29 protein-coding genes are annotated in these 25,623 nt (G+C 34.1%); 8 read left to right on the top strand and 21 right to left on the bottom strand.

Annotation, left to right across the window (positions count from 1 at the left end; all coding sequences use genetic code 11):
* Positions 1-185: 185 nt before the first annotated feature.
* Both GS03_RS06340 and GS03_RS06345 read right to left on the bottom strand, forming a co-directional pair.
* Complete coding sequence (locus tag GS03_RS06340; RefSeq protein WP_136151712.1) at positions 186-1,130, bottom strand: TerC/Alx family metal homeostasis membrane protein; 945 nt, start codon at positions 1,128-1,130, stop codon at positions 186-188.
* A 145-nt stretch (positions 1,131-1,275) separates the two neighbouring features.
* Positions 1,276-2,295, bottom strand: a complete 1,020-nt coding sequence (locus GS03_RS06345; protein WP_136151713.1) for a glutamine synthetase beta-grasp domain-containing protein — start codon at positions 2,293-2,295, stop codon at positions 1,276-1,278.
* Positions 2,296-2,558: 263 nt separating this feature from the next.
* On the opposite strand from GS03_RS06345, the gene GS03_RS06350 reads away from it, so the two are divergent.
* The 5 genes from GS03_RS06350 (at position 2,559) to GS03_RS06370 (ending at position 8,761) form a co-directional block, all read left to right on the top strand.
* On the top strand, positions 2,559-4,748 hold the full coding sequence (locus GS03_RS06350) for a glutamine synthetase III family protein (RefSeq protein ID WP_136151714.1): 2,190 nt from the start codon (positions 2,559-2,561) through the stop codon (positions 4,746-4,748).
* 234 nt (positions 4,749-4,982) lie between these two features.
* Entirely contained in the window at positions 4,983-5,870 is an 888-nt protein-coding gene (locus GS03_RS06355) for an OmpA family protein (RefSeq protein WP_136151715.1), read from the top strand.
* Between the two features lies 1 nt (position 5,871).
* Positions 5,872-6,777, top strand: coding sequence for an OmpA family protein (locus tag GS03_RS06360; RefSeq protein WP_136151716.1), 906 nt, complete (start codon positions 5,872-5,874; stop codon positions 6,775-6,777).
* Positions 6,777-7,547: an OmpA family protein gene (locus tag GS03_RS06365; RefSeq protein ID WP_136151717.1), complete on the top strand. Its 771-nt coding sequence runs from the start codon at positions 6,777-6,779 to the stop codon at positions 7,545-7,547. Before GS03_RS06360 ends, GS03_RS06365 begins: the two co-directional genes overlap by 1 nt.
* Positions 7,548-7,582: 35 nt before the next feature.
* The gene (locus GS03_RS06370; protein ID WP_136151718.1) at positions 7,583-8,761 is read left to right on the top strand and encodes an AIR synthase related protein; all 1,179 of its coding nucleotides are present in this window, start codon (positions 7,583-7,585) and stop codon (positions 8,759-8,761) included.
* A gap of 5 nt (positions 8,762-8,766) precedes the next feature.
* Here GS03_RS06370 and GS03_RS06375 read toward each other — a convergent pair whose 3' ends face one another.
* The 6 genes from GS03_RS06375 to GS03_RS06400 form a co-directional block, all read right to left on the bottom strand.
* Positions 8,767-8,988 (bottom strand): hypothetical protein, encoded by a 222-nt coding sequence (locus GS03_RS06375; RefSeq protein WP_136151719.1) that lies wholly within the window; start codon positions 8,986-8,988, stop codon positions 8,767-8,769.
* Between the two features lie 166 nt (positions 8,989-9,154).
* Complete coding sequence (locus GS03_RS06380; RefSeq protein ID WP_136151720.1) at positions 9,155-10,792, bottom strand: DUF4832 domain-containing protein; 1,638 nt, start codon at positions 10,790-10,792, stop codon at positions 9,155-9,157.
* Positions 10,793-10,885: 93 nt separating this feature from the next.
* Complete coding sequence (locus GS03_RS06385; protein WP_136151721.1) at positions 10,886-11,986, bottom strand: hypothetical protein; 1,101 nt, start codon at positions 11,984-11,986, stop codon at positions 10,886-10,888.
* Positions 11,987-11,990: 4 nt separating this feature from the next.
* Positions 11,991-12,440: a T9SS type A sorting domain-containing protein gene (locus GS03_RS06390; RefSeq protein ID WP_136151722.1), complete on the bottom strand. Its 450-nt coding sequence runs from the start codon at positions 12,438-12,440 to the stop codon at positions 11,991-11,993.
* A 118-nt stretch (positions 12,441-12,558) separates the two neighbouring features.
* A complete protein-coding gene (gene ygiD, locus GS03_RS06395) occupies positions 12,559-13,389 on the bottom strand; it encodes a 4,5-DOPA-extradiol-dioxygenase (RefSeq protein ID WP_210726623.1) in 831 nt (276 codons plus the stop codon).
* A 74-nt stretch (positions 13,390-13,463) separates the two neighbouring features.
* Positions 13,464-13,946: a hypothetical protein gene (locus tag GS03_RS06400; protein WP_136151723.1), complete on the bottom strand. Its 483-nt coding sequence runs from the start codon at positions 13,944-13,946 to the stop codon at positions 13,464-13,466.
* Between the two features lie 110 nt (positions 13,947-14,056).
* Here GS03_RS06400 and GS03_RS06405 point away from each other — a divergent pair, with 110 nt between their 5' ends.
* Complete coding sequence (locus GS03_RS06405) at positions 14,057-14,485, top strand: hypothetical protein (protein ID WP_136151724.1); 429 nt, start codon at positions 14,057-14,059, stop codon at positions 14,483-14,485.
* A gap of 34 nt (positions 14,486-14,519) precedes the next feature.
* On the opposite strand, the gene GS03_RS06410 is transcribed toward GS03_RS06405, so the two are convergent.
* The 8 genes from GS03_RS06410 to GS03_RS06445 form a co-directional block, all read right to left on the bottom strand.
* The gene (locus tag GS03_RS06410; protein WP_136151725.1) at positions 14,520-14,795 is read right to left on the bottom strand and encodes an ATP-dependent Clp protease adaptor ClpS; all 276 of its coding nucleotides are present in this window, start codon (positions 14,793-14,795) and stop codon (positions 14,520-14,522) included.
* A 37-nt stretch (positions 14,796-14,832) separates the two neighbouring features.
* On the bottom strand, positions 14,833-15,666 hold the full coding sequence (gene prmA, locus GS03_RS06415; protein ID WP_136151726.1) for a 50S ribosomal protein L11 methyltransferase: 834 nt from the start codon (positions 15,664-15,666) through the stop codon (positions 14,833-14,835).
* Positions 15,667-15,725: 59 nt separating this feature from the next.
* Positions 15,726-16,196, bottom strand: coding sequence for a hypothetical protein (locus GS03_RS06420; protein ID WP_136151727.1), 471 nt, complete (start codon positions 16,194-16,196; stop codon positions 15,726-15,728).
* 143 nt (positions 16,197-16,339) lie between these two features.
* Complete coding sequence (gene tpiA, locus GS03_RS06425; RefSeq protein WP_136151728.1) at positions 16,340-17,092, bottom strand: triose-phosphate isomerase; 753 nt, start codon at positions 17,090-17,092, stop codon at positions 16,340-16,342.
* Positions 17,092-17,589, bottom strand: a complete 498-nt coding sequence (locus GS03_RS06430) for a TlpA family protein disulfide reductase (protein ID WP_136151729.1) — start codon at positions 17,587-17,589, stop codon at positions 17,092-17,094. Before GS03_RS06430 ends, tpiA begins: the two co-directional genes overlap by 1 nt.
* A 30-nt stretch (positions 17,590-17,619) precedes the next feature.
* Positions 17,620-17,925, bottom strand: coding sequence for a hypothetical protein (locus GS03_RS06435; protein WP_136151730.1), 306 nt, complete (start codon positions 17,923-17,925; stop codon positions 17,620-17,622).
* 48 nt (positions 17,926-17,973) lie between these two features.
* Positions 17,974-19,077, bottom strand: coding sequence for a MauE/DoxX family redox-associated membrane protein (locus GS03_RS06440; RefSeq protein WP_136151731.1), 1,104 nt, complete (start codon positions 19,075-19,077; stop codon positions 17,974-17,976).
* Positions 19,078-19,114: 37 nt separating this feature from the next.
* Positions 19,115-19,657: a DUF1599 domain-containing protein gene (locus tag GS03_RS06445; RefSeq protein ID WP_136151732.1), complete on the bottom strand. Its 543-nt coding sequence runs from the start codon at positions 19,655-19,657 to the stop codon at positions 19,115-19,117.
* A gap of 92 nt (positions 19,658-19,749) precedes the next feature.
* Between GS03_RS06445 and folP the strand changes: the two genes are divergently transcribed.
* Both folP and GS03_RS06455 read left to right on the top strand, forming a co-directional pair.
* Entirely contained in the window at positions 19,750-20,568 is an 819-nt protein-coding gene (folP, locus tag GS03_RS06450) for a dihydropteroate synthase (RefSeq protein WP_136151733.1), read from the top strand.
* Positions 20,565-21,194: a hypothetical protein gene (locus GS03_RS06455; protein ID WP_136151734.1), complete on the top strand. Its 630-nt coding sequence runs from the start codon at positions 20,565-20,567 to the stop codon at positions 21,192-21,194. Before folP ends, GS03_RS06455 begins: the two co-directional genes overlap by 4 nt.
* A gap of 18 nt (positions 21,195-21,212) precedes the next feature.
* Here GS03_RS06455 and rlmH read toward each other — a convergent pair whose 3' ends face one another.
* The 5 genes from rlmH to GS03_RS06480 all read right to left on the bottom strand — a co-directional run bounded on the left by rlmH (position 21,213) and on the right by GS03_RS06480 (position 25,605).
* On the bottom strand, positions 21,213-21,686 hold the full coding sequence (gene rlmH, locus GS03_RS06460) for a 23S rRNA (pseudouridine(1915)-N(3))-methyltransferase RlmH (protein ID WP_136151735.1): 474 nt from the start codon (positions 21,684-21,686) through the stop codon (positions 21,213-21,215).
* 8 nt (positions 21,687-21,694) lie between these two features.
* Positions 21,695-22,438, bottom strand: coding sequence for a shikimate dehydrogenase family protein (locus GS03_RS06465; RefSeq protein ID WP_136151736.1), 744 nt, complete (start codon positions 22,436-22,438; stop codon positions 21,695-21,697).
* Positions 22,425-22,922, bottom strand: coding sequence for a hypothetical protein (locus GS03_RS06470; protein WP_136151737.1), 498 nt, complete (start codon positions 22,920-22,922; stop codon positions 22,425-22,427). Before GS03_RS06470 ends, GS03_RS06465 begins: the two co-directional genes overlap by 14 nt.
* Positions 22,923-22,925: 3 nt before the next feature.
* On the bottom strand, positions 22,926-24,320 hold the full coding sequence (locus GS03_RS06475) for a tetratricopeptide repeat protein (protein WP_136151738.1): 1,395 nt from the start codon (positions 24,318-24,320) through the stop codon (positions 22,926-22,928).
* 88 nt (positions 24,321-24,408) lie between these two features.
* Positions 24,409-25,605 (bottom strand): aspartate aminotransferase family protein, encoded by a 1,197-nt coding sequence (locus tag GS03_RS06480; protein WP_136151739.1) that lies wholly within the window; start codon positions 25,603-25,605, stop codon positions 24,409-24,411.
* Between the last annotated feature and the right edge of the window lie 18 nt (positions 25,606-25,623).

Here is a 25,623-nt window from a genome sequence, read left to right on the forward strand (position 1 = left end):
TTTAAATAGAAAACCCTTTCCATTATTGGAAAGGGTTTTTTGCTTTTATTATGTTTATGATTGCCATTAATTAAACCCTATTAAGAAAGTTGTTAAGAGAGCCAAATGCATTATGCACATTAAAATAATTCAGGATTAACTATAATGATGGAACTTATCTAATATAATTTCAGCTGTAAATTTTCTTAATCTTCTATTTGACTTCTCTTAATAGAAATGATTATGCCTACTAAAAGTGACAAAGCAATAAAGCTCAACGAAACCCATTCAGGGAATTTATAGTGATGAACTACTAACATTTTAATTCCAACAAAAGTAAGGATGGCTATTAAACTGTATTCAAGACAGCTAAATTTTTCCAACATATTTGCCAAAAAGAAATACATGGAACGCAATCCAAGTATAGCAAAAATATTAGAACTAAAAACTAAAAAGGGATCAGATGTGATGGCTAAAATGGCAGGAACACTATCTAAAGCAAATAGCATATCCATTACTTCAATTACCAGCAAAGCAACAAAAAGAGGAGTTGCGTGATTTATGTTGTTGATTTTTGTAAAAAAATGCTCTTTCTCCATATGGCTTGTTATCGGTATAACTTTACCAATTACTCTGTATACAAATGATTTCTTTGGATTATACTCTTCTTCGCTTTTTTTGAATAACATTTTAAAAGCAGTAAAGAGTAAGAATGCTCCAAACAAATAAGTCATCCAACTGAATTTGTTTATCAATATAACACCAAAGAAAATCATCAGTCCTCTAAAACCAATAGCACCTAATATTCCCCAAAATAAAATACGATGTTGGTATTTTTGAGGAATTCTAAAGGAAGCAAAAATTATGGCTATTATAAATATGTTGTCAATGCTTAATGATAATTCTATAAGATAACCGGTGATATATTTTATAGTGGCTACAGCTGGTTTTATTCCTGTTGGATTTGCAATGTATTCATTACTGTACAACCAATTTACAACTCCCGAAAAAGCAAAAGAAAGCGTAACCCAAACTCCGGTCCAAATTCCGGCCTCTTTTGAGCTAATAATATGTGGTGTTTTATTAAATACACCTAAATCTAAAGCAAGAAAAATAAAAATAGCGGCAAAGAATAATATCCAAACAATCATAAAATAAAGTATTTATAGATTGCCAAAGATACTTTTTTGATTTTTAGAATTTGAAAGAAATTTAAAGAAAGATAGTTTACAGGTTTTAAGCAAAAAAAAGTGCCTTCATGAATGAAGACACTTTTTACTAAAACTAAACAAATATTTATAATGCGGATTTTACAGTTTTTATAATTCTTGAAGCAATTTTGTATGGGTCACCATTAGATGCAGGTCTTCTATCTTCAAGATAACCTTTCCATCCTCTTTGTACTGTTGCAATTGGAATTCTAATTGAAGCTCCTCTGTCTGAAACACCATAAGAAAAATCATGAATTGAAGCCGTTTCGTGCTTACCCGTTAATCTTTGATCATTATAGGCGCCATAAACCGCTATATGCTCGAGAACTACTGGTCGGAAAGCCTCGCATATTTTATCGTAAACAGCTTTGTCACCACATGTTCTTAATACAGAATTAGAGAAGTTAGCGTGCATACCAGAACCATTCCAGTCCATATCTTTTCCTAGAGGTTTTGGATGGTATTCAATATAGTAACCATATTTTTCGGTCAAACGATCTAATAAGTATCGTGCAACCCAAATTTCATCTCCTGCTTTTTTGGCTCCTTTAGCAAATAATTGAAACTCCCATTGTCCACAAGCAACTTCCTGATTAATACCTTCAAAGTTTAACCCAGCTGCAATGCATAAATCAGCATGCTCTTCAACTAATTTTCTTCCGTGAGTATTTTTTCCGCCAACTGAGCAGTAGTATAAACCTTGTGGTGCTGGATAACCTCCAATAGGGAATCCTAATGGTAATTGAGTTTTAGTATCCATGATGAAATACTCTTGTTCAAATCCAAACCAGAAATCATCATTATCATCATCAATTGTTGCTCTACCGTTAGATGAGTGCGGAGTTCCATCAGCATTCAAAACTTCACACATTACCAAGTATCCGTTTATTCGAGTTGGATCCGGATAAATAGCAACCGGTACTAAAACACAATCTGACGAACCTCCATCAGCTTGTTTTGTGGATGATCCATCAAATGACCAATTCTCAATTTCTGCTATAGTTCCTTTAAAATTTTCATGCTCTTCTACTTTGGTTTTACTTCTTAAATTTTGTGTTGGCTCGTAACCATCTAACCAAAGATATTCTAATTTTATTTTAGCCATATTATATAAATTAATTTGTAATTGTAACTCAATAGCAAAAATAGAATAATTTTTTATTTGGCAAATATTAGAGGGTATTTATTATTATAGTAACAAATATTTTTGCTAGAACGGTATTTTTAATGGGGGTAAATTGATAAAATATCATTTTTTTTGTCAAAAAAATATAATTTAACAATATTAAAGATTTGTTTTTAGACATAGTTTGTTACTTTTGCTTTTTAATTTTAAAACTATATTAAAACTATTTAAAATTTGAGTTTATGGCAACATTACGTTTTCAGGCATTAAAAGATGCATCAGGTAGAAAACCTGTAAAGTTTGAAGAATCCGGAAGAAAATCAGATCTTTTTGGTTCAAATGTATTTAATGATAAAGCGATGAAGCAGTTCTTAACTGCAGATGCGCACAAAGGTGTAAAAGACGCGGTGCAGCACGGAACTAAAATTGATAGAAAGCTTGCCGATTACATTGCGATGGGAATGAAAGAATGGGCTTTGACAAAAGGGGTAACTCATTATACACATTGGTTTCAACCATTGACAGGAACAACTGCTGAAAAACATGATGCCTTTTTTGAAACTTCTTATGATGGTTTAGAAGTTTTTGAAAAATTTGGTGGTGGCCAATTAGTACAACAAGAACCAGATGCTTCTTCTTTTCCAAATGGCGGAATCAGAAATACATTCGAAGCGCGTGGATATACTGCTTGGGATCCAACTTCTCCGGCATTTATTTTTGGAACAACTTTGTGTATTCCTACTGTTTTCATCTCCTATACAGGTGAAGCTTTAGATTATAAAACACCACTTTTGCGTGCGTTAAATGCAGTTGATGAAGCCGCTGTTGACGTTTGCAAATATTTTGATAAAAACGTAAAAAAAGTAACAGCCACTTTAGGTTGGGAACAAGAATATTTTTTGGTTGATGCTTCTTTGGCAAATTCCCGTCCGGATATCGTTATGACAGGCAGAACTTTACTTGGTCATACTTCGGCAAAAGGACAACAATTAGATGATCATTATTTTGGTTCAATTCCATCTCGTGCTCTAAATTATATGAGAGAGTTGGAAGAAGAATGTATGTTACTCGGAATTCCGGTTAAAACGCGTCATAACGAAGTAGCGCCAAACCAATTTGAGCTGGCTCCAATTTTTGAAGAAACCAATTTAGCTGTTGACCATAATTCACTATTAATGGATGTAATGTCAAAAGTGGGTGAGCGCCATGATTTTAAAGTGCTGTTCCATGAAAAACCTTTTCAAGGTGTAAACGGTTCAGGGAAACATAACAACTGGTCAATGGCAACGGATACTGGAGTAAACTTGCTTTCTCCGGGAAAAACACCAATGAGCAACTTACAATTCTTGTCGTTTTTTATTAATACAATAAAAGCAGTTCAGGAATATGAAGAATTACTTCGCGCAGCCATTGCAACAGCGAGTAACGATCATAGATTAGGAGCAAATGAAGCACCACCGGCCATTATCTCAGTTTTCATCGGACAACAATTGACAAAAGTTTTAGCTGAATTAGAAAGTGTAACAAAAGGGAAGTTATCTCCGGAAGAAAAAACAGATTTAAAACTGAATGTTGTAGGTAAGATTCCGGAAGTAATTTTGGATAATACCGATAGAAACAGAACATCGCCTTTTGCCTTTACCGGAAATAAATTTGAGTTCCGTGCTGTGGGCTCATCTGCAAACTGCGCTAATGCGATGACAACTCTGAATTCTATTGTGGCCAAACAATTAATAGATTTCAAAAAAGAAGTAGATGCCTTAATTGAGAAAAAAGATTTAAAGAAAGACGAAGCGATTTTTAATGTATTGAGAGAATATATTAAAGAGACAAAAAATATCCTTTTTGAAGGTGATGGTTATAGCGAAGCTTGGGAAAAAGAAGCCAAAAGACGTGGATTGAGCAATCATAAAACAACACCAACGGCTTTGAAAGCTAAGGTTTCTAAAAAAGCATTGGATTTATTCAAAGATTTGAATGTAATGAATCACGTTGAAGTGGAAGCGCGTTACGAAATTGAATTGGAAGAATACACTAAGAAAATCCAAATTGAAGGAAGAGTTCTTGGAGATATTGCACGTAATCATGTTATTCCAACAGCGATTCGCTACCAAAATACGCTGATTGAAAACGCTCGCGGATTGAAAGAAATATTCGGAAAAGATTTCGAAAAACTAGCTAAAGAACAAATCTCTTTAATCAAAGAAATCTCTGGTCACATTGAAGGAATTAATTCTAATGTCGAAGCAATGACCGAAGCACGTAAAAAAGCTAATGCCTTAACCGATGCTCAGAAAATGGCAGAATCATATTGCGACAAAGTAAAACCATACTTTGATGTAATCAGAGCGCATTGCGATAAACTGGAACTTTTGGTTGATGACGAAATTTGGACATTGACAAAATACAGAGAGTTACTGTTTACTAGATAAATATTATTAGTAGCTATTCCTGCTGTTCGCTGTATCTTTTTATAAATTGCCACGGGTTTTAACCCGTGGACAATTTATAAAAAGGATGCCGCTTCCATCAGGGCTAAAAAATCCCGTTCATTGAGCGGGATTTTTTTTCACCGTTACTAAATGTAATTTTTTTCTACATATTCTTGGTCTTATTTTTGATTACTCCAAACATTTTTACGTAACTTTCGATTGTTTTTTTAACCTATGAAAACATATTTTAGTTTTTTTTTCTTTTTAATTTCAATAGTCACTTGCTATGCTCAAGAGAAATTCACTGTGTATTTTGAGAGTAATAAGTTTGAATTAAATACCAAAGAAAACACAAAACTAAGTGCCTGGATTTCCGAAAACAAGAACAATAAAATAGTAGCCATTCACGGTTTTACAGACGAAGACGGAACCAGTGGTTTCAACGATACTTTAGCCCAAAAACGCGTAAATTGTATTTTTAATACGGTCAAAAACCAAATCAAAATCAGAGAAGATTTTAAGACCAGAAGTTTTGGCGAAAGCTTTGAACAATCCAAAAACAAAGCAGAAAATCGCAGAGTTATCATTTATTATATACTCGAAAAAGACTTAGCACGCGAAGATGAAATCCTCGGAATTAGAAAGGAAATCGTCGAAGAAAAACCCAAGCCGGAAATAGTTTATCCCGAAAAATTAGTCTTCGAAAATCCAAACGGAACCAAGTCTGAATTTAAACTCGACCGCGCTTTTATGAAGAAAGTCGGGGAAGCCAAATCGGGAGAAAAACTCAAAATCGAAAACCTGAATTTTGTTATCAACACGTTTGCAGTTGTTAATGAATCCCGCGGAAAAATGTATGAGTTGCTTTTGGTACTTCAAAAAAATCCAAATTTGAAAATCGAAATTCATGGACATTTGTGCTGCATGCCTGTTGACAGAGCCGATTTGTCAACGCAACGCGCCAAAGCCATTTATAATTTTTTAGTGCATAATGAAATCCAAAAAGAGCGCTTGTCTTATAAAGGTTTTGGAAGTTCACAACCCATTCATCCATTGCCCGAAAAAGATGAAAACGAACGTGCTGCCAATCGAAGAGTAGAAATTTTAATTGTAGAAAATTAACATGCAAAAGATTTATATACTCTGTATTTCACTATTTTCGTTATATGGTTTTGGCCAAAATAAGCTTGATGTTTTTTTTGATTTCAATAAAGATGTCCCAAATGAAGCATCACAAATTAAAATAGACCAATGGGTTTTAGATAATAAAACAGCTGAAATCACCAAAGTTTTAGGCTATTGCGATAGTGTTGACGACAGTAAGTATAACAAAGACTTAGCCATGCGAAGAGTGAATTCGATAGTGGAGTTTTTAACTAAAAACAATATAAAAGTTTCGGATAAAGTAGCGCTAAAATCATTTGGTGAGGATTTTAAATATTCTAAAAATCAAAGTGAGAACAGGAAAGTAGAAGTGTTTTACAATCTGATAAAAGAAAAAAATACAGAGACAAAAAATGTGCAAACAATTCCTGATGGTCCTTTTGGAAGAGGACGAGCTAAAGAAGTTGCGGCTCCTGAAACAAAAGAAGAGGAAGACATATTAGAGGTTGCCGATAAGGTTGCACTTGTTGAAGAAGAAAGAGCAACATTAGAATCAAAATTTGATAAAGCCAAAAAAGGCGATTTAGTTAGAATAAATAATATCAATTTTTATTTTAATTCCGAAAGAGTGATGGATGAATCGCTGCCGCTTTTGGATGAATTGCTTGATATTATGATGAATAATCCAAAGATGGTAATTGAAATTCACGGACATATTTGCTGTAATCCAAATCCGAATGACACCAAATTATCCTATAGAAGAGCTTTGGTTATTCTGAAATACTTGACAAAATACGGAGTTAATATAGATCGATTAGCGTTCAGAGGTTACGGAAGCAATAATCCGATTTATAAGATACCAGAAAGAAATGTAAAAGAAAGAGCTGCCAACCGCAGAGTAGAAATCTTAATTGTAAATAAATAATGAAATTAAAAATCGTCGTATTGTTTTTTCTGGTTTCTCTCAAATCGTTGGGGCAAAAACAAGTGGAAGTCTTTTTTGATTTCAATAAAGATTTTCCAAATCCAACGTCCATTTTGACACTCAACGAATGGATTGCCAAAAACAAAGAGATTGAAATTACCAAATTGTTAGGCTTTTGCGATAGTATTGATACCAAAAACTATAACAAACATCTGGCCGAAAGACGTATCGAGAGTGTACGTGAATTATTGGAAAAAAGCGGTTTAAAGTTCAGCAAAAATCTGGATAAGATAGCTTATGGTAAAGATTTTAAACAATCCAAAGTTCAGGCAGAGAACAGAAGAGTGACTATTTTTTATTCGGAAATCGCTCCGAAAATTGTCGAAAGCGAATTCACCAGGCAAATGCGAAATTCGAAAGTAGGCGAAACCGTTAAGTTACCTAATATTTATTTCTTCAATAATTCGGCGCGTATTGTACCAAAGTCAGAAACTAGTTTGTATGATTTGCTTTGCGCTATGCAGGAAAACCCGAAACTTAAAATTGAAATACAAGGCCATATTTGTTGTCAAATGGTTAATGATGTAGCCAATATTTCCACGGCTCGAGCCCGGGCAATTTACAATTATTTGTTGCGGAATAAAATCGACAGAAAAAGGATGAAGTTCGTGGGTTATGGTGTGTTGCGACCTATTCATAAAATTCCAGAGCAAAACCAAGCAGAAGAAGATGAAAACCGTCGCGTAGAAATTCTAATCGTTGAGAAATAAATTTTATCTTTGCGGCACACAACTAACTACAACAAATGAGTTCCGATAACAGTCAACGTTACAATCTTCGTGGAGTTTCGGCTTCCAAAGAAGATGTCCACAACGCTATTAAAAACATCGACAAAGGATTATTTCCCAAAGCTTTTTGCAAAATTGTTCCCGATTATCTGACTAATGATGACAATTATTGTCTCATTATGCATGCCGATGGTGCCGGAACAAAATCGTCTTTAGCGTATTTGTATTGGAAAGAAACCGGCGATATTTCCGTTTGGAAGGGCATAGCGCAGGATGCTTTGATTATGAATATTGACGATTTACTTTGCGTTGGAGCGACTGATAATATCATGCTTTCCTCTACCATCGGAAGAAACAAAAACCTGATTCCGGGTGAAGTCCTTTCTGCGATTATCAACGGAACCGAAGAATTGATTGCCGAGCTAAAGACTTTTGGTGTAACCATTCATTCAACTGGCGGTGAAACTGCCGATGTTGGCGATTTGGTCAGAACCATAATCGTAGATTCAACCGTTACTGCCCGAATGAAACGCAGCGATGTGATTGACAATGCGAATATCAAAGCCGGCGACGTAATTGTTGGTTTGGCTTCTTTCGGTCAGGCCAAATATGAAAAAAGTTATAACGGCGGAATGGGAAGCAACGGATTAACATCGGCACGTCATGATGTTTTTGCCAAATATCTTGCCGATAAATACCCGGAAAGTTTTGACAGTTCGGTGCCAAATGATTTGGTTTATTCCGGAAACACAAAACTCACGGACGAAGTAAAAAACTCTCCAATTGACGCCGGAAAACTAGTGTTATCTCCAACGCGAACTTACGCGCCAATTATCAAAGAAATTTTAAGCAAATACACTCCAAACGACATTCACGGAATGGTGCATTGTTCTGGTGGAGCGCAAACCAAAGTGCTGCATTTTGTGGATAATGTTCATGTGATAAAAGACAATTTATTTCCGGCGCCACCACTTTTTAAATTGATACAGGAACAATCAAAAACGGATTGGAAAGAAATGTACCAAGTCTTTAACTGCGGTCACCGTATGGAATTATATGTTCCTAACGAAATTTCCCAGGACATTATCAAAATCTCAAAATCTTTTGGCGTTGATGCCCAAATTGTGGGTAGAGTAGAAGCCAGTGAAAACAAGAAACTCACTATTGAAAGTGAGTTTGGGAAGTTTGAGTATTAGTTCTATTAACTTTTAGATTTTAAGGTATAGACTCCGCCTGCAAAAAGCAGAATCGCAGCTCCAATATACATATAACCCTGTTGTTTACTGGATTCATTGGAAACATCTATTTTCATTCCTAAAAAAATAATCTGAGCTGTATTGTCAGCAATTTTATTTATCCCGATATAGGCTAATGACAAGCTCAATATGATTAATGCTGCTCCGATAAGTTTTGTTGTGTTCATTTGGATATTGTATAGTTTATCCAAATGTAACTTGTAAATCGTGTCTTTCGGTTACAGAATTTTGGTTAAATCTTTAAAAATTTACGAAATAATTATCCGATTCTTACCGAAGTCATACCAAACTACCCGCCAATAATTTATCATTAAACAACGATAGTTCTTTTAATTATAATTTAATAAATTTAGAGGAAATTGATGGATTATTTTTTAAGCGAATAATATATATTCCATTTATAAATCCGGAAACATCTATTCTATCATTATTTGAGATAGTTGCTGTTTGAATTAATTGTCCGATAGCATTGTAAATTTGGATTTCTTCTTTTTCATAACCAGCTGTTTGAACAGTTATAAAATTTGATGAAGGGTTTGGATAGATTGATAATTTATTTTTAATATCAAAATCTTCTATTCCAAGTGGGCTTAGGGTAATTGTTTGTAATAAATTGTTGTAACCCGTTGTTGATTCCCAAGTGCCACTATTTGCAAATTGAATACTATAATCTGAATTTGAAGATAGTGAAGGTGCTTTATCAGGCATCCAAAGATATAATTGAAATGTGCCTGTTATTCCTGGATTAAAATTTTGGGTAATAGAGATTGAATTTTCCCAGGTTCTTATGTCAGTATTTACTATATAAGTTGTTACTGAATTCGTCGCGGTGTTTTTCATTACCAAATAAACATCTCGTTGCTTAAAAGGTCTCGCAAAACCTTCATTTGTAATCGCTAAATTCAAATCAAAGTTTGACCCATTTGACGTTACTGTAGAAGAATTTATAATAAATCTATACCCCAAATTTTTAAGTATTTGATCATATTGATTTGCCGTTATTTGATTCCAAAAGTCCGGGTGATAATCTCTGTTTAAAGTAGTCCAGTTTGTCAGTCCCATTTCATAAATAGCATTTGCACCAGTAGTCCGAAAACCACTATTACAAGGGTTTAATCCATTGGTTTCTCCGGTCATTGGCAAATATTTCGTTTCATTAGATAAATAGTTATACTCTGCTGTGCCGACAGGATTAGTACATTCGTTATCAGTACTATATGTTCCCATATCACCATAATTATTTAGAAAAGCATCATTATAAAAACCTATTCTGGCATTTGGTGTTGCTTGATAGGCAGTAGCTGCTGTTAACTGGGTTGTTCCGTACATTGTCTGTTTTATTCCAACATATCTAACCTGAATTGGAATTTCAATTGGAGTATTTGCTAACATTGCATCTACAATTTCTTTTCTATTATTCCATTGTGTTGTAGATATTGCGTCTTCGGTTCCAAATTCGGTTGAGTTTGTATAATACCATTCACCCCAAGTGCCAATAAATCCAGCTTGATGGGAAAAAATAACATCTTTATTGTTGTTTAGTAAGGAAGAAAGTTGCGAAATATGGGTTAATATTTGAGCTTTTGTTGGTTGCTGGGCCTGTGTTCCTTCTGAATCAGAATAGGAAAATCTAATAATAACTTTAAGTCCTGCAGTCCTTATATTATTAAAATCAGTTTGCAGATTATTTAGATAAGTTGCATTAATATTTGAAGTCATAAAAGCACTTAATATAAAATATCTGTACACAACAGTTACTTTGTCAGCACTGTTTTTCCAGCCATTTAAAGTTGCAACTGAGAGATTATTTGCACCAACTGTTGTTGCATAATTAGCAGCAGTTATAGAATATTTTTGTAAACCTCTTTCCGGATTGGCAATTATATTTGTTGAAGCGGTATAATTAACCGTTTGGCCAATTACAGCTACCTGATTGAGTATTAAAAGCAAAAATAAAAAAGCCTTTTTCATAATTCTTATTATTAAATTTTATTGGATTTTCAATTCTCCAAAAAAATTACCACAGCGTTTCTGGGTTGTACCTCAGTTGTTGCGTTTGGCTTTCTATTTTTGACCGGATGATATCCCTCCAATTATTGGTGAAGAAAAATTTGCTGTTCCATTCCAAGTACCAGAGCCTCCAGTTGGACTTACATAATAACCTTTAGCTTCCGTATCAGAGTAAACGATTATTATATCTCCTGATGTATAAGCCCCTTTAATAGGAGAAGAAAAATTCACTGTTCCATTCCAACTACCAGAGCCTCCATTTGGACTTACATAATACCCCTTTGCTTCAGTATCTGAATATATAACTGTTATGTAATTTGAAGAAATAGCACCTTTGATGGGAGAGGAAAATGTTACTGAACCATTCCAAGTACCAGAGCCTCCAGCTGGACTTACATAATATCCTTTTGCCTCAGTCTCAGAGTAAATTACATTGGTATAATTTGAAGAAATAGCACCTTTGATGGGAGAAGAAAAATTCACTGTTCCATTCCAACTACCCGAGCCTCCAGTTGGACTTACATAATATCCTTTTGCCTCTGTGTCAGAATATAATACGATTGTGAAGTTAGATGCTGTTTTACCAATAATAGGAGAAGAAAAAGTTGCTGTTCCGCTCCAACTGCCTGATCCGCCTGTTGGACTTACATAATAACCTTTAGCCTCTAAATTTGAATACAGGACAGTTATCCCGCCTTCAATATTATTATTTTTATTTTCAGATACAACAACGTTATTAATAGTTTGTTGGGTAGAAACATTTTCTGCAAACAAAGCATAAGGCACACTCATTAACTGATTAGTTCCAATATTTGTATAATTTGTTCCACCGGCAGGATCAATTTCTACTTTTAAAAATTTAGAATTTGTTCCCCAATTTATAGAGGAAAATGCACCTGCAATAGCTGAGCCCTGTCCTATATTTAAGTTAAACAAACCTTGTGCATTAGTTGTTTTGGCATGTGTTTCTGAATAAACAACTGTTCCTGAAATTGAATTATCTATAATGCTGATCTTAACACCAACATTTCCATTGGCAATTGTGTTTCCACCTAAATCAAATGCAACTGCCTGATAACTGATTCCCTGAGGCGCTTGAGAATAACCACTTATTGTAAGTAGGAATGTAAATAATAAAAGGACTGATTTTTTCATAGATTTAGCGTTTAATGATTTTAAAAGATTTGAAGTTTTGATTGTCTGTTTTAATGATATATGTCCCTGTTTGTAAATTAGATAAGTCAATTTGATTATTACTGTTTTTTTGGTTATTGACTAATTTTCCATTTAAATCGAAAATATAGATATTTTTAATAATCTCATTTTCAATATCAAGGAATACAGAATTTGATGTTGGATTAGGGTAAAACTTTAAATTTTGATTAAACTCAATTTCATTAATACTTAATGAAGTAAATTCAATTCTTGAAATTGAACCAATTAGTCCAGAGCTTGCATCGTTTTGATTTGTTGGATTTACAAATACTTCTCCAACTGTATAAATAAGATTATTGTTAGATACTGCTCCTGAATTTGTAGAACTCAATGATTGTCCGTAAATAATTGGGATAAATCCAACGCTAATAAATATTGTAAAAATTTGTTTCATTTATATTATTTTAAATTTTACTTTCAAGCTGAAGCACAATTTGTAGCCGCTACTAAAATATATAAAAATACTGATGAACAGCTAATTAAAATGTTTAAACCCAATTTAGTTTAGCTTTTTAACCAATCTTCACCGAAGTCATGCTCAAACTACCAGCCAATAATTTATCATTAAATAGCGATAGTTCTTCGTTTTTTTGTTTTAATCCCAAAGTATAAATTAGCGGCAAATAATGATCGGGTGTTGGTATAGCTAATTGTATGGCGGAGGATTCTTTTTGGTAATCAATCAACGATTGAAAATCACCATCTAAAAGGTAATGGTTAAAGGTACTTCGGGCTTCAATTGCCCAATCAAATCCGTAATCATCTTTATGGAAATTATGAAAATCTACCAGACCCAAATTGTGTACAATATTTCCGCTGCCAATAATTAGTATTCCTTTGTCACGAAGTTTACTCAGTTTTTGTGCTAAGTCAAAATGATATTGTGCTGGTTTTGTATAATCAATGCTCAACTGAATTACGGGAATGTCAGCCTTTGGATATAAATGTTTTAAAACCGACCAGGCACCGTGATCCAAACCCCATTTTTCATCGAGTTCAACCAGCGTTGGCTCTAATAATAATTTGGTTGCTTCAGCTAATTCAGGGTTTCCTTTTGCAGGATATTGTACCTCATAAAGCGCTTTTGGAAATCCACCAAAGTCGTGAATCGTTTGTGGCATTTCCATAGCCGTAACTTTGGTTCCATTAGTAAACCAATGCGCCGAAATACAAATTATAGCTGTTGGCTTTGGCAGTGTTTTGGCAACGTTTCTAAAACCGGCAACAAATTCATTTTCTTCAATGGCATTCATCGGGTTTCCATGCCCAAGAAATAATAGCGGCATGCGTTCCGTAATGGGTAAATTATCTGAAAACTGCTGTAAGTTGTTTAGATTTTGCATAACGTAAAAATAACGAATCTCTTCCCAAATTTGTTACGTAAGTCAATATTTTCAATAAAAAAAACTCACTTGTTTTAGTGAGTTTGATTAATTATTTTATGATGGTGACCTTCATAATGATGTATTTTTCTTTTGCTTCTATGTCTAAAGAAAATAAATATTCCTGTGGTTAATATCAGTATGCTTGAAAGCCAGAGATAATAACCTGATTCAAAGTGAATTATTTTGGCAGAAATTCCTTTTTCGTCCACTCGTATTTCTTCCCAAGTTGAAAAAATAACGGCTAAAAAAGAAGCTAAAAAAGCCGTAATCATAGATAGTTTATAGTGTTTAATAAATAAAATTATTGAAATCACATACAAAGGATTGGCTAACCAAATTAACCATTCTAACACACCACCTCCAAATATGGCGACACTACCAATGGTTATATATTGCCATGAACTTACCGATTCAATGATATCGTAATCAATGGTAACTACAAATTGAGTCAGTGAAATAATAAACACAATCACACTCAATACGATGGTTAATGTTTGTATTTGAATAGATTTCATAAAATAAATTATTTAATATAATTTAACTTTGCAAAATGAATGTAAGTACTAATTTATGCATTTTTTCTAATTTTCGTAGTATTTGCGAATTTTATTATTAAAACCGAACCATGATTGTAAACTTGAAAAACGGTGTCGACAAATTGCTTTTTGGTATGAAACAAAAAGATGTGGAAGCTTTATATGGCAAAGCAGACAAACAATATAAAGACGAAGACGGAAATGTTATCTGTTTGTACAACAAGCAAAAACTAAGTCTGACCTTTTATGAAGATGAAGACTTTCGTTTGGGTTACATCATTTGCTCCCACGATGAGGCGACGATTCTAGATAGAAAAGTCATAGGAAGAAACATAGAAGTTGTTAAAAACGAATTGCCATTCAAATCCTGGACAAAAGAAGATTTTGACACGACCGAAAATCACTTCAATGAAAGTAATTGGTTGATACTGCAATCAGAATATGATGATATTATCCGGGTTGAAATTGGTGCCATCATCAACGATAAAGACGAGTTTGATTGGAAGTTTAAGAGTTAGTATTCAGGAAAACAAACATAAACCTCATAAACTTTTAAACTATCTCAGCACTTAAACCAGCTTCCAACAATTGTGTGCATTGTGGTTTTAGTTCATCGAACGAACCGGTTTTTACAGTACATTTTCCTTTATAGTGAACTAAAATAGCGCATTGTTCCGCTTGTTCCGAAGTATGATTACAAACACGAATCAGTGTGTCAATCACATGATCAAAAGTGTTGACATCATCATTATACAATACGATTTCGTGGTTAATTCCAATTTGTTCTTCGACTAAAACGTCTTCCTGAACTTTTTCAATAGTACTCATTTTCATTTCGTTTTACAAGGTGTAAAATTTCCAGCTGCTAATTTACATATTTAAGCGAAGTCCAATTATTTCTTTCGAATTTTTTAACATACGTCAGGCCTTTCTCAGTGCATGATGCATCAATAAAAGGAATGTCTTCAGTGTAAAATCCGCTTAATAAAAGGATGCCGTTTTTGTTTAAGCAATCAACGTATTGCTGCATATCATTTAGCAAAATATTGCGGTTGATATTGGCAATAATCAAATCGTACTTTTTGTCTTTTAGCAAAGAAGCATCGCCTTCGTATACGGAAATTTCATGGCAATTATTACGTTCTGCATTTTCAATAGAATTCAAATAGCACCAGTTGTCAATATCGATGGCGTCAATAGGTTTGGCGCCTTTCATTTCGGCAAGAATGGCCAAAATAGCAGTTCCGCAACCCATGTCTAAGGTTTTCATGTTGGTTATATCTGTCTCTAAAAGATGCTGAATCATCATGTGAGTTGTTTCGTGATGACCAGTTCCGAAACTCATTTTAGGTTCGATGACAATATCAAATTCGGCATTGGTTTTTGGGTGAAATGGAGCGCGGACATGGCATTTTCCGTCTACATCAATTGGCTCGAAGTTTTTTTCCCACTCTTCATTCCAATTGACTTGCTCAATTTCTTCGATTGTGTGGGAAATAGTGAACTCAGGAGAATGTAGCAAATAAATATCATCTAATATATTTTTAGTCCAAAGGTCTTTTTGAATATAAGCGCTAAATCCGTTTTCAGTTTCCATGAAACTTTCAAAAGGTTTTTCGCCAAGTTCTGCGATTAAAATTTCAGAACCTGGTTCTTTTGGCTCAACCGAAAAATGATATGCTAAATAGATGTTTGACATTCTTTTTTTTGCAAAGGTAACAATCGATACCCTTACTTCGAAGTCATTTCATCAAAAAATTAATCATCTGTTTTTGCAACAGTTTTTAGGCTGGCATTCGGAATTTCATCTGGAGTTACACTGAAAATCATCAATTTGCTATAGCGTTTTCCCTCAGCGTCATAAAGATAAGTAATGGTATTTTCTTTTGGATTGTAGACCAATTTTGCTCTCATGAATTTGGAACGTATCAACCACGTACCTTCTTCTTCACTGGTTTGTGTAAACTCAATAATTGAACCATGATGCATTCGCACTTGGCCATTATCATACATGCAAAGGACAATATAGCCATTTGTTTTTGAGCCTATTTCACGAATATCAATAATGGTGTTTTCATATTCTGTTTCTTTCAGCTCGTATTTTTCAAACTCTTTGTTCCAAATATAATATTTTCTGCTATCGGATTGAAACCGCTTCTGAATATCAACTTGGGCATGCATATTCCAACAGAATACGAACAAAAATAGTAGGATGAATTTTGCTTTCATTTGTTTTGACTTTAGGACGAAGTAAAATAATGGGTTTATTCGATTAAAAGCAAATAAAATCGATGAAATACATATGTAATTTAATAAATATAAAAAAAACCTTTCAAATTAATGAAAGGTTTCAAATTATAACATTACTTTTCTTATATCGAGCTAACGATTGCGGAAAAGTCGGTTGCTTTTAGAGCAGCACCACCAATTAGTCCTCCATCAACATCCGGTTTTGAGAAAATTTCTTTAGCATTGTCTGGTTTAACGCTTCCTCCGTAAAGTATTGAAACATCTTCGGCAACATTACTTCCATAACGTTGTCTTACAGTTTCTCTAATAAATCGATGCATTTCCTGCGCTTGATCCGGTGAAGCAGTTTCTCCGGTCCCGATTGCCCAAACAGGTTCATATGCCAAAACTATTTGTTCCCAATCTTTGTCTTTAATATGAAACAATCCATCACGAAGTTGGTTTTCAACTACATTAAAATGTTGGTTGTTTTGTCTGTCTTTTAATTCTTCACCAAAGCAAAAAATTACTGTCATATTGTGTGATAAAGCAGTTGTTACTTTATCTGCCAAAATAAAATCGGTTTCATGAAAATAAGCACGTCGTTCAGAATGGCCAATGATAACAATATTTACTCCGACACTTTTGAGCATATCTGCCGAAATTTCACCTGTGTAAGCACCACTTTCAAACTGACTCATATTTTGTGCAGCTACAGCAATATTGGTAAACTCTAAATGATCTACAGCTGAAGCTAGGTTGATAAATGTTGGCGCAACGATAACTTGTGCTTCAACGTCATAAGGTAATTTATCTATTAATTCGTTTAATAAATCTTCTGTTTCTTCCGCATTTTTGTGCATTTTCCAATTGCCGGCAACAATTTTTTGTCTCATTATTCTAATTTTTTTAATTGCTCGTTAATTTTATCAAAATCGGTTTCAATAGCGCGATAAATTACAATTTTACCTTTTTTATCCAGTATTATATATCTCGGAATCCAATCTAAATCTATGGATGTTCCAAATTCACCTTTCATGCCATCGGTTGCCCAATAATGGTCGCCTTTTAGTTCATGTTTTTCAATTCCGGCTTGCCATTTATCAAAAACTTTATCCATCGAAATGAATATGTAATCAACATTAGGATTGTTGGCTTGCATTTCTTTTACTTTTGGCATTGCTTTTACGCAATCGCCGCACCAGGAAGCCCAAACTTCAATCACAGTAACTTTTCCATTGTGTTTTTTTAGAATTTCCTTAAATGAAATTTCTTTGTTGTCGGGAGTTATTAATTTTTTGGATAATGCTTTCTTCGAAAAAGTATCACTCTCAACATTTGAAAATGCAAAAGCTACAACTAGTATCACTAAAAGCAGAACAATTTTTTTCATAATTTTTTATTGAATTTGGGGCGAAACGGTTTATTCAGATTTCTTATCTTTCTGATCTTTTAGATAAAATAATTTATGATTTTTTCTTTTACGCTCTCGTCTTTCTTTTTTCTTTTTATAATCATAAAGATACTTTATAATTAAAATAACACCTAAAGCTGAACAAAACACAAATGTACTTCCAAGAAGTATGTATACAGTATTCCCTAATGGTGGATCTTCCATTGTAGAGATATGCTCTAAAACGTAATAACCTATCAAAAAAACAAGAACACATGCTCCAATTCCGATGAGCGCACGTTGATGCAATCTTCTGGACATTATATATTTAATCATTACTCTGAATTTTAATATTTAAAAATAGTAAAAAGATATCTAAACTAATTATTTTTTTAGTTCGGAGAAAGGTTTGCTAATCAATTTTTGATAATCAATAGGGTCAAATTTATTATCATTGATGCCCCAATAATATTTATATTCATTTCCGTTCCATAAATATTTTACGCCTGGAGTATCTTTTCCAGAACCCAATACTTTCCAAAAAGGAATAACTTCAATTATTTTATATGGATATTCGGCTCCGGCGAATTTAAAAAAGTCCGGAATCAAATCTGCTTCCTCATTCATAAAGATAATTGAAATTTCGGGAAAATTTTTATCTTTTTGCCTCAATTCTGTCAATTCTTTTGCTGCTACACGACAATGATCACAGCCAGGTACAAAAAAGCAAAGTGTTTTTCTTCCCGTATCAATTTTAGAAAAATAAGACGCATAACCTGATTTGTGTTTTTCAGGCTCATTTATTTCTTGCTTTACGATGGTTTTTACAGTTTCAACTTTCTTTATGGTATCTTTTGAAATTACAGTTGCTATTGTGTCAACAGCGGCTTCCTGAATCGTATCAATAGTTGTTTCTTCTGGTGTCGAAACTTCAAATTCACTTGCTGGTGGTTGTATTGGAGCCAACATAAAAATGGCCAAAATTGTAGCAAACAGCACTGTAGTCGTAACCCAAAAGTTCCCGTCTTTAGCTTCTTTTGGTAACAAAACAAAAAGATACCCCAAAAGTCCAACTGCGACTATGTTTTTGATGATAGCTTCTATTGGAGTCATTGGTAAAAGTTCGCCAAAACAACCACAGTTTCCGCTATTCCCACCACTCAAGAAAGTTACATAACTCAAATGACCAATGAAAACCACTAATAATAATATGGTAACAGGAATGATAAGCTTGCGCAAATAGTTTTTCTGTAACAATAATAGCCCTAAGGCCAATTCAATTCCGATAAGTGTTCGGGAAAAAAATGGAGCAAAACCTTCAGAGAATCCCATCGGATACAATTGCTTAACTTCAAAAGTTGAAATCGCAAAATAAGGTGAATCCAATAAATGTCCTTTAGATAATTTTGCTAAAGCAGAAAGTATAAAAAGAATCGCTACAATAATTCTTAATGACCATGCGATGTAATTTTTAGCTGATGTTGTCATAGTATTTTTTTTTGTCACCCTGAGCGTAGTCGAAGAGTTATTGTCCAAATTTCATTAAAATCAAAGCAAAAACGGAGTAGTTTATCATGTCCTGATAATTAGCATCGATGCCTTCAGAAACCAAAGTTTTTCCTTTATTGTCTTCAATTTGCTTTACGCGAAGTAACTTTTGTAGTATCAAATCGGTCAACGAACTCACACGCATTTCGCGCCAGGCTTCACCATAATCATGGTTTTTGTCTTCCATTAGTTTTTTTGTTGCTGCTATTTTTTCATCATATAACTGAATAGCTTTAGCCGCATCTAAATCGGGTTGATCCACAACGCCCAAATCCAATTGGATTAACGCCATGATAGAATAGTTGATAATCCCAATGAATTCAGCGGTTTCGTCTTCGTCAACTTTACGAACTTCATTTTGTTGCAAACTTCTAATGCGTTGGGCTTTGATGAATATCTGGTCAGTTAATGATGGTAATCTCAAGATTCTCCAAGCACTTCCATAATCTGTCATTTTGTTGGCGTAAAGTTGTCGGCAAATTGCGATTACCTTATCATATTCTTGAGAAGTTTTACTCATTTCAGTGTATCTTTGTATCAAATTTCACCAAAAGTAAAGAATAAAGATTGAAGTACAAAGTACTAAATCTTATAACTCAATTAAGATTGTCAATGACCATTAATTGCCTCGGAAAACTAATTGACTTAACGTCTCCCAAAGTGATGGGAATATTAAATGTCACCCCAAATTCGTTCTACGATGGAGGTAAACATTCCGATGAAAAGAGTGTGCTTTTCCAAGTTGAAAAAATGCTTGCTGAAGGTGCGGCTTTTATTGATATTGGAGCTTATTCAAGCAAGCCAAGTGCAGAATTTGTTTCGGAAGAAGAAGAAATTGAACGGTTAATTCCGGTTATAAAATTAGTACTAAAACACTTTCCGGAAACGCTGATATCTGTTGATACTTTTAGGTCCAAAGTAGCGAAAGCCGGAATCGAAAATGGAGCCTGCATTATCAATGATATTTCGGCAGGAAGTTTAGACACAGCTATGATGGAAACCGTTGCCAAACTCAAGGTTCCTTATGTTATGATGCACATGAAAGGCAATCCGCAAACGATGCAAAGTATGGCGAATTATGAAAATATCACTAAAGAAATGCTGCTTTACTTTTCCGAAAAAGTTGCGCTGGCACGGAGTTTGGAAATCAGCGATTTGCTGATTGATCCTGGTTTTGGATTTGCAAAAACCAAACAACAAAATTTTGAAGTTATGAATAATTTAGAGTTGTTTCAAATGCTCGAACTGCCAATATTAGTTGGTGTTTCACGAAAATCAATGATATATAAAACGTTGGAAACTTCAGCTGATGCTGCACTAAACGGAACAACAGTTTTGAATACGATTGCGTTGCAAAAAGGCGCTAATATTCTCAGAGTACACGATGTAAAAGAAGCTATGGAAACTATAAAGTTAGTATCACAGTTATGAAAAGAATAGTTGTTTTAGGTTTTTTGTTTTTCCTTTCTTCCTGTCAAAACAAAGAAGTGTTGTTGTCGCAAGCTAATGAAACGGTTGTGGCCGATGTGAAAGATCATTCTCCGATTTATTTCTTTTTCAAAACAGAAGAAAAAGATACTTTAGTTGATGTCAATAGGAATAATTCGATTAGCTCTACCAATTGGCTTTTCAATATTGATAAACGTTTACCGTTGCGAAAAGTGATTTTGGAAATTAAAAAGCTGCAAACCAAAAAGGCTGCAAGCATGCACAAAAGTGAAACGTCTGAAAACTATTTTGCTTATACTGATACGGTGAAGAAAACGATGGCTTTTTTACCTTTTACCAAAATTCATTACAAGCTGGAAAAGCCCGATTTTAATATAGTTTATTTTCATTTAGACCGAAATGATTTGGTGCATTATAATGAAATGGTCTTCTCAAAAAATCAATTGCAGGAGTTTATCGATAAGTTAGCTGCGCATACCAGAATTTATTTTTCTTTTGATAAAGGCATGTCTTTTGGGAAATATATTGAATATAAATTCTTTATTAAAACGCTTGAGGTTAAGCAAAAAAGCGTTTCAATAAATGCTAACCGGGAATACATCTACTAAACTTCGTAAATCGTACTTTTACTGATGATGATACGGTTCGTTTCGAAGAATCGTAAACCCGCGATACAATTGTTCTATAAAAAATAAACGCACCATTTGATGCGAAAATGTCATAAGCGAAAGCGAAATTTTACCCTGCGCTTTTTGATAGACTTCATCGCTAAAACCATAAGGTCCACCAATAACAAACACCAAAGTTTTTACTCCGGAATTCATTTTCTTCTGCAGATAATCTGAAAAGCCAACACTGGAAAATGTCGTTCCGTTTTCATCTAATAAAATCAATTGATCCGTTGGTGTGAGTTTAGATAAAATCAGTTCGCCTTCTTTTTCTTTTTGCTGACTTTCGGAAAGATTTTTGACATTTTTAATATCGGGAATAATCTCCAAATCAAACTTTATATAAAAAGATAATCGTTTGGTGTAATCATCAATTAATGACTGCAACGCTTTGTTATCGGTTTTGCCAATGGCTAAAAGTTTGATATTCATACGATAATTTATTTATTCCAAATCTTCCAGGCTTTTTCCGCCTGAAGGACTAACATTTCGTAACCGTTTTTGGTAATTGCACCTTTCTTTTTAGCCTTCTTTAAAAACTGCGTTTCTTCCGGATTGTATATCAAATCGAAAGCAATATGCTTTTCGGTAAAGAAATTATAAGGAATTGGCGGAAATTCTTTGGTGTTTGGACTTGTGCCAACAGGCGTGCAATTAATGATGATGTGGTAATTATCAAAAGTGGTAGCATTGATTCGGTTATAATCAATCATGCCTTCTTTTTCTTCTCGAGTCACAAAAGTGTATAGAATTCCGAGTTTGTCTAATGCAAAAGAAACTGCTTTCGCTGCGCCACCAGTTCCAAGTATTAAAGCTTTTTTATGATGTGGTTGTAGTAATGGTTCCAAAGATTTCATAAAACCATAATAATCGGAATTGTAACCTTTTAAGTTGCCTTTCTTGGTTATCCGAATAACATTTACGGCTCCAATTTGAGCTGCGTTTTTGGAAAGCTTATGAAGAAATGGAATGACACTTTCTTTATATGGAATAGTAACATTTAATCCTTTTAAGTCAGGATTATTGGCAATAATAGTCGGGAATTCTTCTATAGCCTGAATGTCGAAATTTTCATAAGAGCAATCGGCTAAATTTCCTAAAGCAAATTTATCAGTGAAGTATTTCTTCGAAAAGGAATAGCTTATGTTTTTCCCTATTAAGCCAAATTTCTTAATTGTTTCCATCTATTTTGACAAAATAAAAAAATTTACATCTCACTGCTTTACCTTCAACTTGAGCAGGAATCCATTTTTGCGATTTTTTTAGAATATCTTCGACTTGCTTTCTAATCCCAAGACCTAGAGTTCTTTCGTTTACCGATATTTCAGAGAGACTTCCGTCTTTTTCAATTATAATTGTATAACTAATTAGATCTCCTTTGAACTCTTTATCTTTGGGAATTGTCAGATTATCAAGGATATATTTACGTAAAGCTTCTTTACCACCTGGAAATTCAGGTCTGATGTCAACCGTAAATTCGGAATGTATTTGGTTTTCTTTTGCTAATTGTTCTTCTTGATTTTCTAAAGCTTCCTTTATACTATCATTTTTATTAAACATTAGTATCTTTTCCTTTATAGGAATTTCTTTTTCAGCAGTGTTTTTTTTAGTTTGTGCAAAAGAAAAAGATACTAGTAACAACAGATACAATTGTAAAATTGTTTTCATCTATTATTTTTTGTGCTTTGCGATATATTCCTGAACAGAAGTTCTGTCCCAAACGGTTGGAAACAGTTCTTTTATAATGGTGTTGTGTTTAAAATTAAGACGCAAACCATTACTCAAGTGATAATTTCCTTTTTCTTCTTCGTTCAAAAGCATATGAAAACCTGCCATACGATATTCTATTTCGTAATCGTCCGGGAAGTATTCAGCAGCTTGGATTAAAGTTAAAATGGCGTTGTTGTATTCGCCCATTATTTGCATAATGTCAACCCAAAACAACCAAGTGTCTAATTGATAATCACCAAATTCAACAGCTTTGCGATAACCGAATTCGGCTTCTTCAAAATGATCCATCGCTTTGTTAATCGTAGCGTAACGTTTCCAGTACAAACGATTTTGGTCATCAATAGCTAATGCTTTGTTGACAAAATACAATGCTTTTTGATAATTTTTTTGGCGAACATAAAAATCAGTAATCGCAATCCAACCTTTGTCTAACAATGGATCTTCGTGTACTGTTTTATTGAAAAATTTCAGTGCCTGTACTTTATTGCCTAGTTTTTCATAACATTTACCAATACGTAACAAAGCATACGATGTTGGGTCATCTAACTCGATAGTTTTGTTATAACTTTCAATGGCGTCTTCATAACGTTTCAATCGCTCTAAAGCTTTTCCTTTTTCCATGTAAGCGCCAACAAATTCTTCGTCTATATAAGTTGCGAATTCAAAAGAACGCACTGCATTTTCATAATCTTTTACACCATAATATAATCTTCCTGACTGATGCCAAGCGATTTCGCTGTATGGATTTCTATCAATATACGTTTTAAGGTATTCAATGGCTTCAAGGTTCTGGTCTAAAAATTCAAAACAATACACTACATTATATAAGGCAGATTGATCTTCAAAATCTTCTTCCAAACATTTGATAAAGTTTTCTTTTGCCAATTCCAGATTATCCATAAAAAGATATTCCATACCTATTAAGTTATAGACATCGGCAAAATCTTCGGTATACTTTAGAGCTGTTTGTAAAAACTCCACCGCTTTTTCGTGGTTGTCTCTTTTGGAATAGATATTGGCTTTTTGGATAAAAATTTCTTCGTTAGTTGGCTCAATTGCATAAAGTTCGTTAAGTAACTTTTCAGCCTGATCGAGTTTGTCATCGTACACCAACATTTCTACCTGAACAAGTTTTAATCCCGTGGACTTTGGATGTTGTTCCAGTCCTAATTTTAAGGCTTTCTTGGCTAGTGTAGCTTTTCCCATATCGAGGTAATGCAGAATGATTTCCTCGAATTCCTCTGAGTCGAAAAATAAAACTTTGTTGGTTTTCAACATCGATTCAAATTTCGATAAGGATAAGTTGTAATCTTCTTCGTCGTGATCTAGGTGCATAACAGTAGGTGTTAAAATTATCCTTAATAAAATTAGGGAAACACGTTGCTTTTTTAGTGAGTTGTGATTATTGTTGTAAACAATTTAATTAACAATTTTTTAACTCGCTGAAAATCTGATTCATAGCCTCAATAATGATGGCGCAACCTTCACTGATTTCATCATCAGATATTGTTAATGGAGGAGTAATTCGGATAGCGCAACCTTCAAAAAGCAGCCAAAATAAAATCAAACCTTTTTCCTGGCATTTAAAAATTACTTTATTGGTAATCTCTGAATCTTTTGTCATCGCCGCCAGCATCAATCCTCTTCCTCGAATTTCTTCTATCAAAGGATGTACCAAAAGGCTTCGAAAAAGCTTTTCTTTAGCTAATGATTGTTTGGTGTAGTCTTTTTCCAAAATTTCTTCCAAAGTGGCCAAACAGGCTGCCGCTATGACAGGATGACCGCCAAAAGTGGTGATGTGTCCAAGCTTTGGATCATGGCTTAATAAATCCATGTGCTTTTCATTGGCAACAAAGCCACCAACAGGCATTCCGCCAGCCATTCCTTTTCCTATTATAATTACGTCGGGAACGACATTGTAGTTTTCAAAACCGAATAGTTTTCCGGTGCGTCCGAATCCGGGTTGGATTTCGTCAAGAATCAGTAAGGCGCCAACTTCTTCACAACGTTTTTTGATTTTGGCTAAAAAATCATTTTTAGGTTCTATAAAACCAGCACCGCCTTGAATGCTTTCAAGAATGATTCCGGCAGTTTTGGTTGTTATTTTTTGAATGTCTTCTTCGTTATTGAATGTGATGAAATCAACATCCGGAATTAATGGGCGAAAGATTTGTTTGCGCTCTTCAAAACCCATTACGCTCATCGAACCCATCGTATTGCCATGATACGCATTATGACACGATATTAATTGGCTTCTTCCGGTAACTCTGCGAACGAGTTTTAAAGCGCCTTCGCAGGCTTCTGTTCCGGAGTTCACCAAATAAACTTTGTTTAAACTCGGCGGTAAATTCTCTACCAATAATTTACAATACGCTACAGCAGGATGTTGTGCATATTCACCATACACCATCACATGCGAATATTTGTCCAACTGGTCTTTGATAGCCTGATTAACTCTTGGGTGCTGATGACCCAAACTTGTCGCTGAAACTCCGGCCACAAAATCCAAATATTTTTTGTTATTCGTGTCGTAGATATAAGAACCAACAGCATGTGAAATTTCCATGCCCAAAGGATAAGGCGAAGTTTGAGCCTGGTATTTTAAAAAGTCCTCTTTCATTTTCATCTCATTTACTTA

The sequence above is a fragment of the Flavobacterium sangjuense genome (genome assembly GCF_004797125.1).
GTDB lineage: Bacteria > Bacteroidota > Bacteroidia > Flavobacteriales > Flavobacteriaceae > Flavobacterium > Flavobacterium sangjuense.

What these genes read in the sequence shown, in the direction of transcription:
- GS03_RS06340 (WP_136151712.1), bottom strand. Translation starts at nt 1,130, where the DNA reads ATGATTGTTTGGATATTATTCTTTGCCGCTATTTTTATTTTTCTTGCT.
- GS03_RS06345 (WP_136151713.1), bottom strand. Translation starts at nt 2,295, where the DNA reads ATGGCTAAAATAAAATTAGAATATCTTTGGTTAGATGGTTACGAGCCA.
- GS03_RS06350 (WP_136151714.1), top strand. Translation starts at nt 2,559, where the DNA reads ATGGCAACATTACGTTTTCAGGCATTAAAAGATGCATCAGGTAGAAAA.
- GS03_RS06355 (WP_136151715.1), top strand. Translation starts at nt 4,983, where the DNA reads ATGAAAACATATTTTAGTTTTTTTTTCTTTTTAATTTCAATAGTCACT.
- GS03_RS06360 (WP_136151716.1), top strand. Translation starts at nt 5,872, where the DNA reads ATGCAAAAGATTTATATACTCTGTATTTCACTATTTTCGTTATATGGT.
- GS03_RS06365 (WP_136151717.1), top strand. Translation starts at nt 6,777, where the DNA reads ATGAAATTAAAAATCGTCGTATTGTTTTTTCTGGTTTCTCTCAAATCG.
- GS03_RS06370 (WP_136151718.1), top strand. Translation starts at nt 7,583, where the DNA reads ATGAGTTCCGATAACAGTCAACGTTACAATCTTCGTGGAGTTTCGGCT.
- GS03_RS06375 (WP_136151719.1), bottom strand. Translation starts at nt 8,988, where the DNA reads ATGAACACAACAAAACTTATCGGAGCAGCATTAATCATATTGAGCTTG.
- GS03_RS06380 (WP_136151720.1), bottom strand. Translation starts at nt 10,792, where the DNA reads ATGAAAAAGGCTTTTTTATTTTTGCTTTTAATACTCAATCAGGTAGCT.
- GS03_RS06385 (WP_136151721.1), bottom strand. Translation starts at nt 11,986, where the DNA reads ATGAAAAAATCAGTCCTTTTATTATTTACATTCCTACTTACAATAAGT.
- GS03_RS06390 (WP_136151722.1), bottom strand. Translation starts at nt 12,440, where the DNA reads ATGAAACAAATTTTTACAATATTTATTAGCGTTGGATTTATCCCAATT.
- ygiD (WP_210726623.1), bottom strand. Translation starts at nt 13,389, where the DNA reads ATGCAAAATCTAAACAACTTACAGCAGTTTTCAGATAATTTACCCATT.
- GS03_RS06400 (WP_136151723.1), bottom strand. Translation starts at nt 13,946, where the DNA reads ATGAAATCTATTCAAATACAAACATTAACCATCGTATTGAGTGTGATT.
- GS03_RS06405 (WP_136151724.1), top strand. Translation starts at nt 14,057, where the DNA reads ATGATTGTAAACTTGAAAAACGGTGTCGACAAATTGCTTTTTGGTATG.
- GS03_RS06410 (WP_136151725.1), bottom strand. Translation starts at nt 14,795, where the DNA reads ATGAGTACTATTGAAAAAGTTCAGGAAGACGTTTTAGTCGAAGAACAA.
- prmA (WP_136151726.1), bottom strand. Translation starts at nt 15,666, where the DNA reads ATGTCAAACATCTATTTAGCATATCATTTTTCGGTTGAGCCAAAAGAA.
- GS03_RS06420 (WP_136151727.1), bottom strand. Translation starts at nt 16,196, where the DNA reads ATGAAAGCAAAATTCATCCTACTATTTTTGTTCGTATTCTGTTGGAAT.
- tpiA (WP_136151728.1), bottom strand. Translation starts at nt 17,092, where the DNA reads ATGAGACAAAAAATTGTTGCCGGCAATTGGAAAATGCACAAAAATGCG.
- GS03_RS06430 (WP_136151729.1), bottom strand. Translation starts at nt 17,589, where the DNA reads ATGAAAAAAATTGTTCTGCTTTTAGTGATACTAGTTGTAGCTTTTGCA.
- GS03_RS06435 (WP_136151730.1), bottom strand. Translation starts at nt 17,925, where the DNA reads ATGATTAAATATATAATGTCCAGAAGATTGCATCAACGTGCGCTCATC.
- GS03_RS06440 (WP_136151731.1), bottom strand. Translation starts at nt 19,077, where the DNA reads ATGACAACATCAGCTAAAAATTACATCGCATGGTCATTAAGAATTATT.
- GS03_RS06445 (WP_136151732.1), bottom strand. Translation starts at nt 19,657, where the DNA reads ATGAGTAAAACTTCTCAAGAATATGATAAGGTAATCGCAATTTGCCGA.
- folP (WP_136151733.1), top strand. Translation starts at nt 19,750, where the DNA reads ATGACCATTAATTGCCTCGGAAAACTAATTGACTTAACGTCTCCCAAA.
- GS03_RS06455 (WP_136151734.1), top strand. Translation starts at nt 20,565, where the DNA reads ATGAAAAGAATAGTTGTTTTAGGTTTTTTGTTTTTCCTTTCTTCCTGT.
- rlmH (WP_136151735.1), bottom strand. Translation starts at nt 21,686, where the DNA reads ATGAATATCAAACTTTTAGCCATTGGCAAAACCGATAACAAAGCGTTG.
- GS03_RS06465 (WP_136151736.1), bottom strand. Translation starts at nt 22,438, where the DNA reads ATGGAAACAATTAAGAAATTTGGCTTAATAGGGAAAAACATAAGCTAT.
- GS03_RS06470 (WP_136151737.1), bottom strand. Translation starts at nt 22,922, where the DNA reads ATGAAAACAATTTTACAATTGTATCTGTTGTTACTAGTATCTTTTTCT.
- GS03_RS06475 (WP_136151738.1), bottom strand. Translation starts at nt 24,320, where the DNA reads ATGCACCTAGATCACGACGAAGAAGATTACAACTTATCCTTATCGAAA.
- GS03_RS06480 (WP_136151739.1), bottom strand. Translation starts at nt 25,605, where the DNA reads ATGAAAGAGGACTTTTTAAAATACCAGGCTCAAACTTCGCCTTATCCT.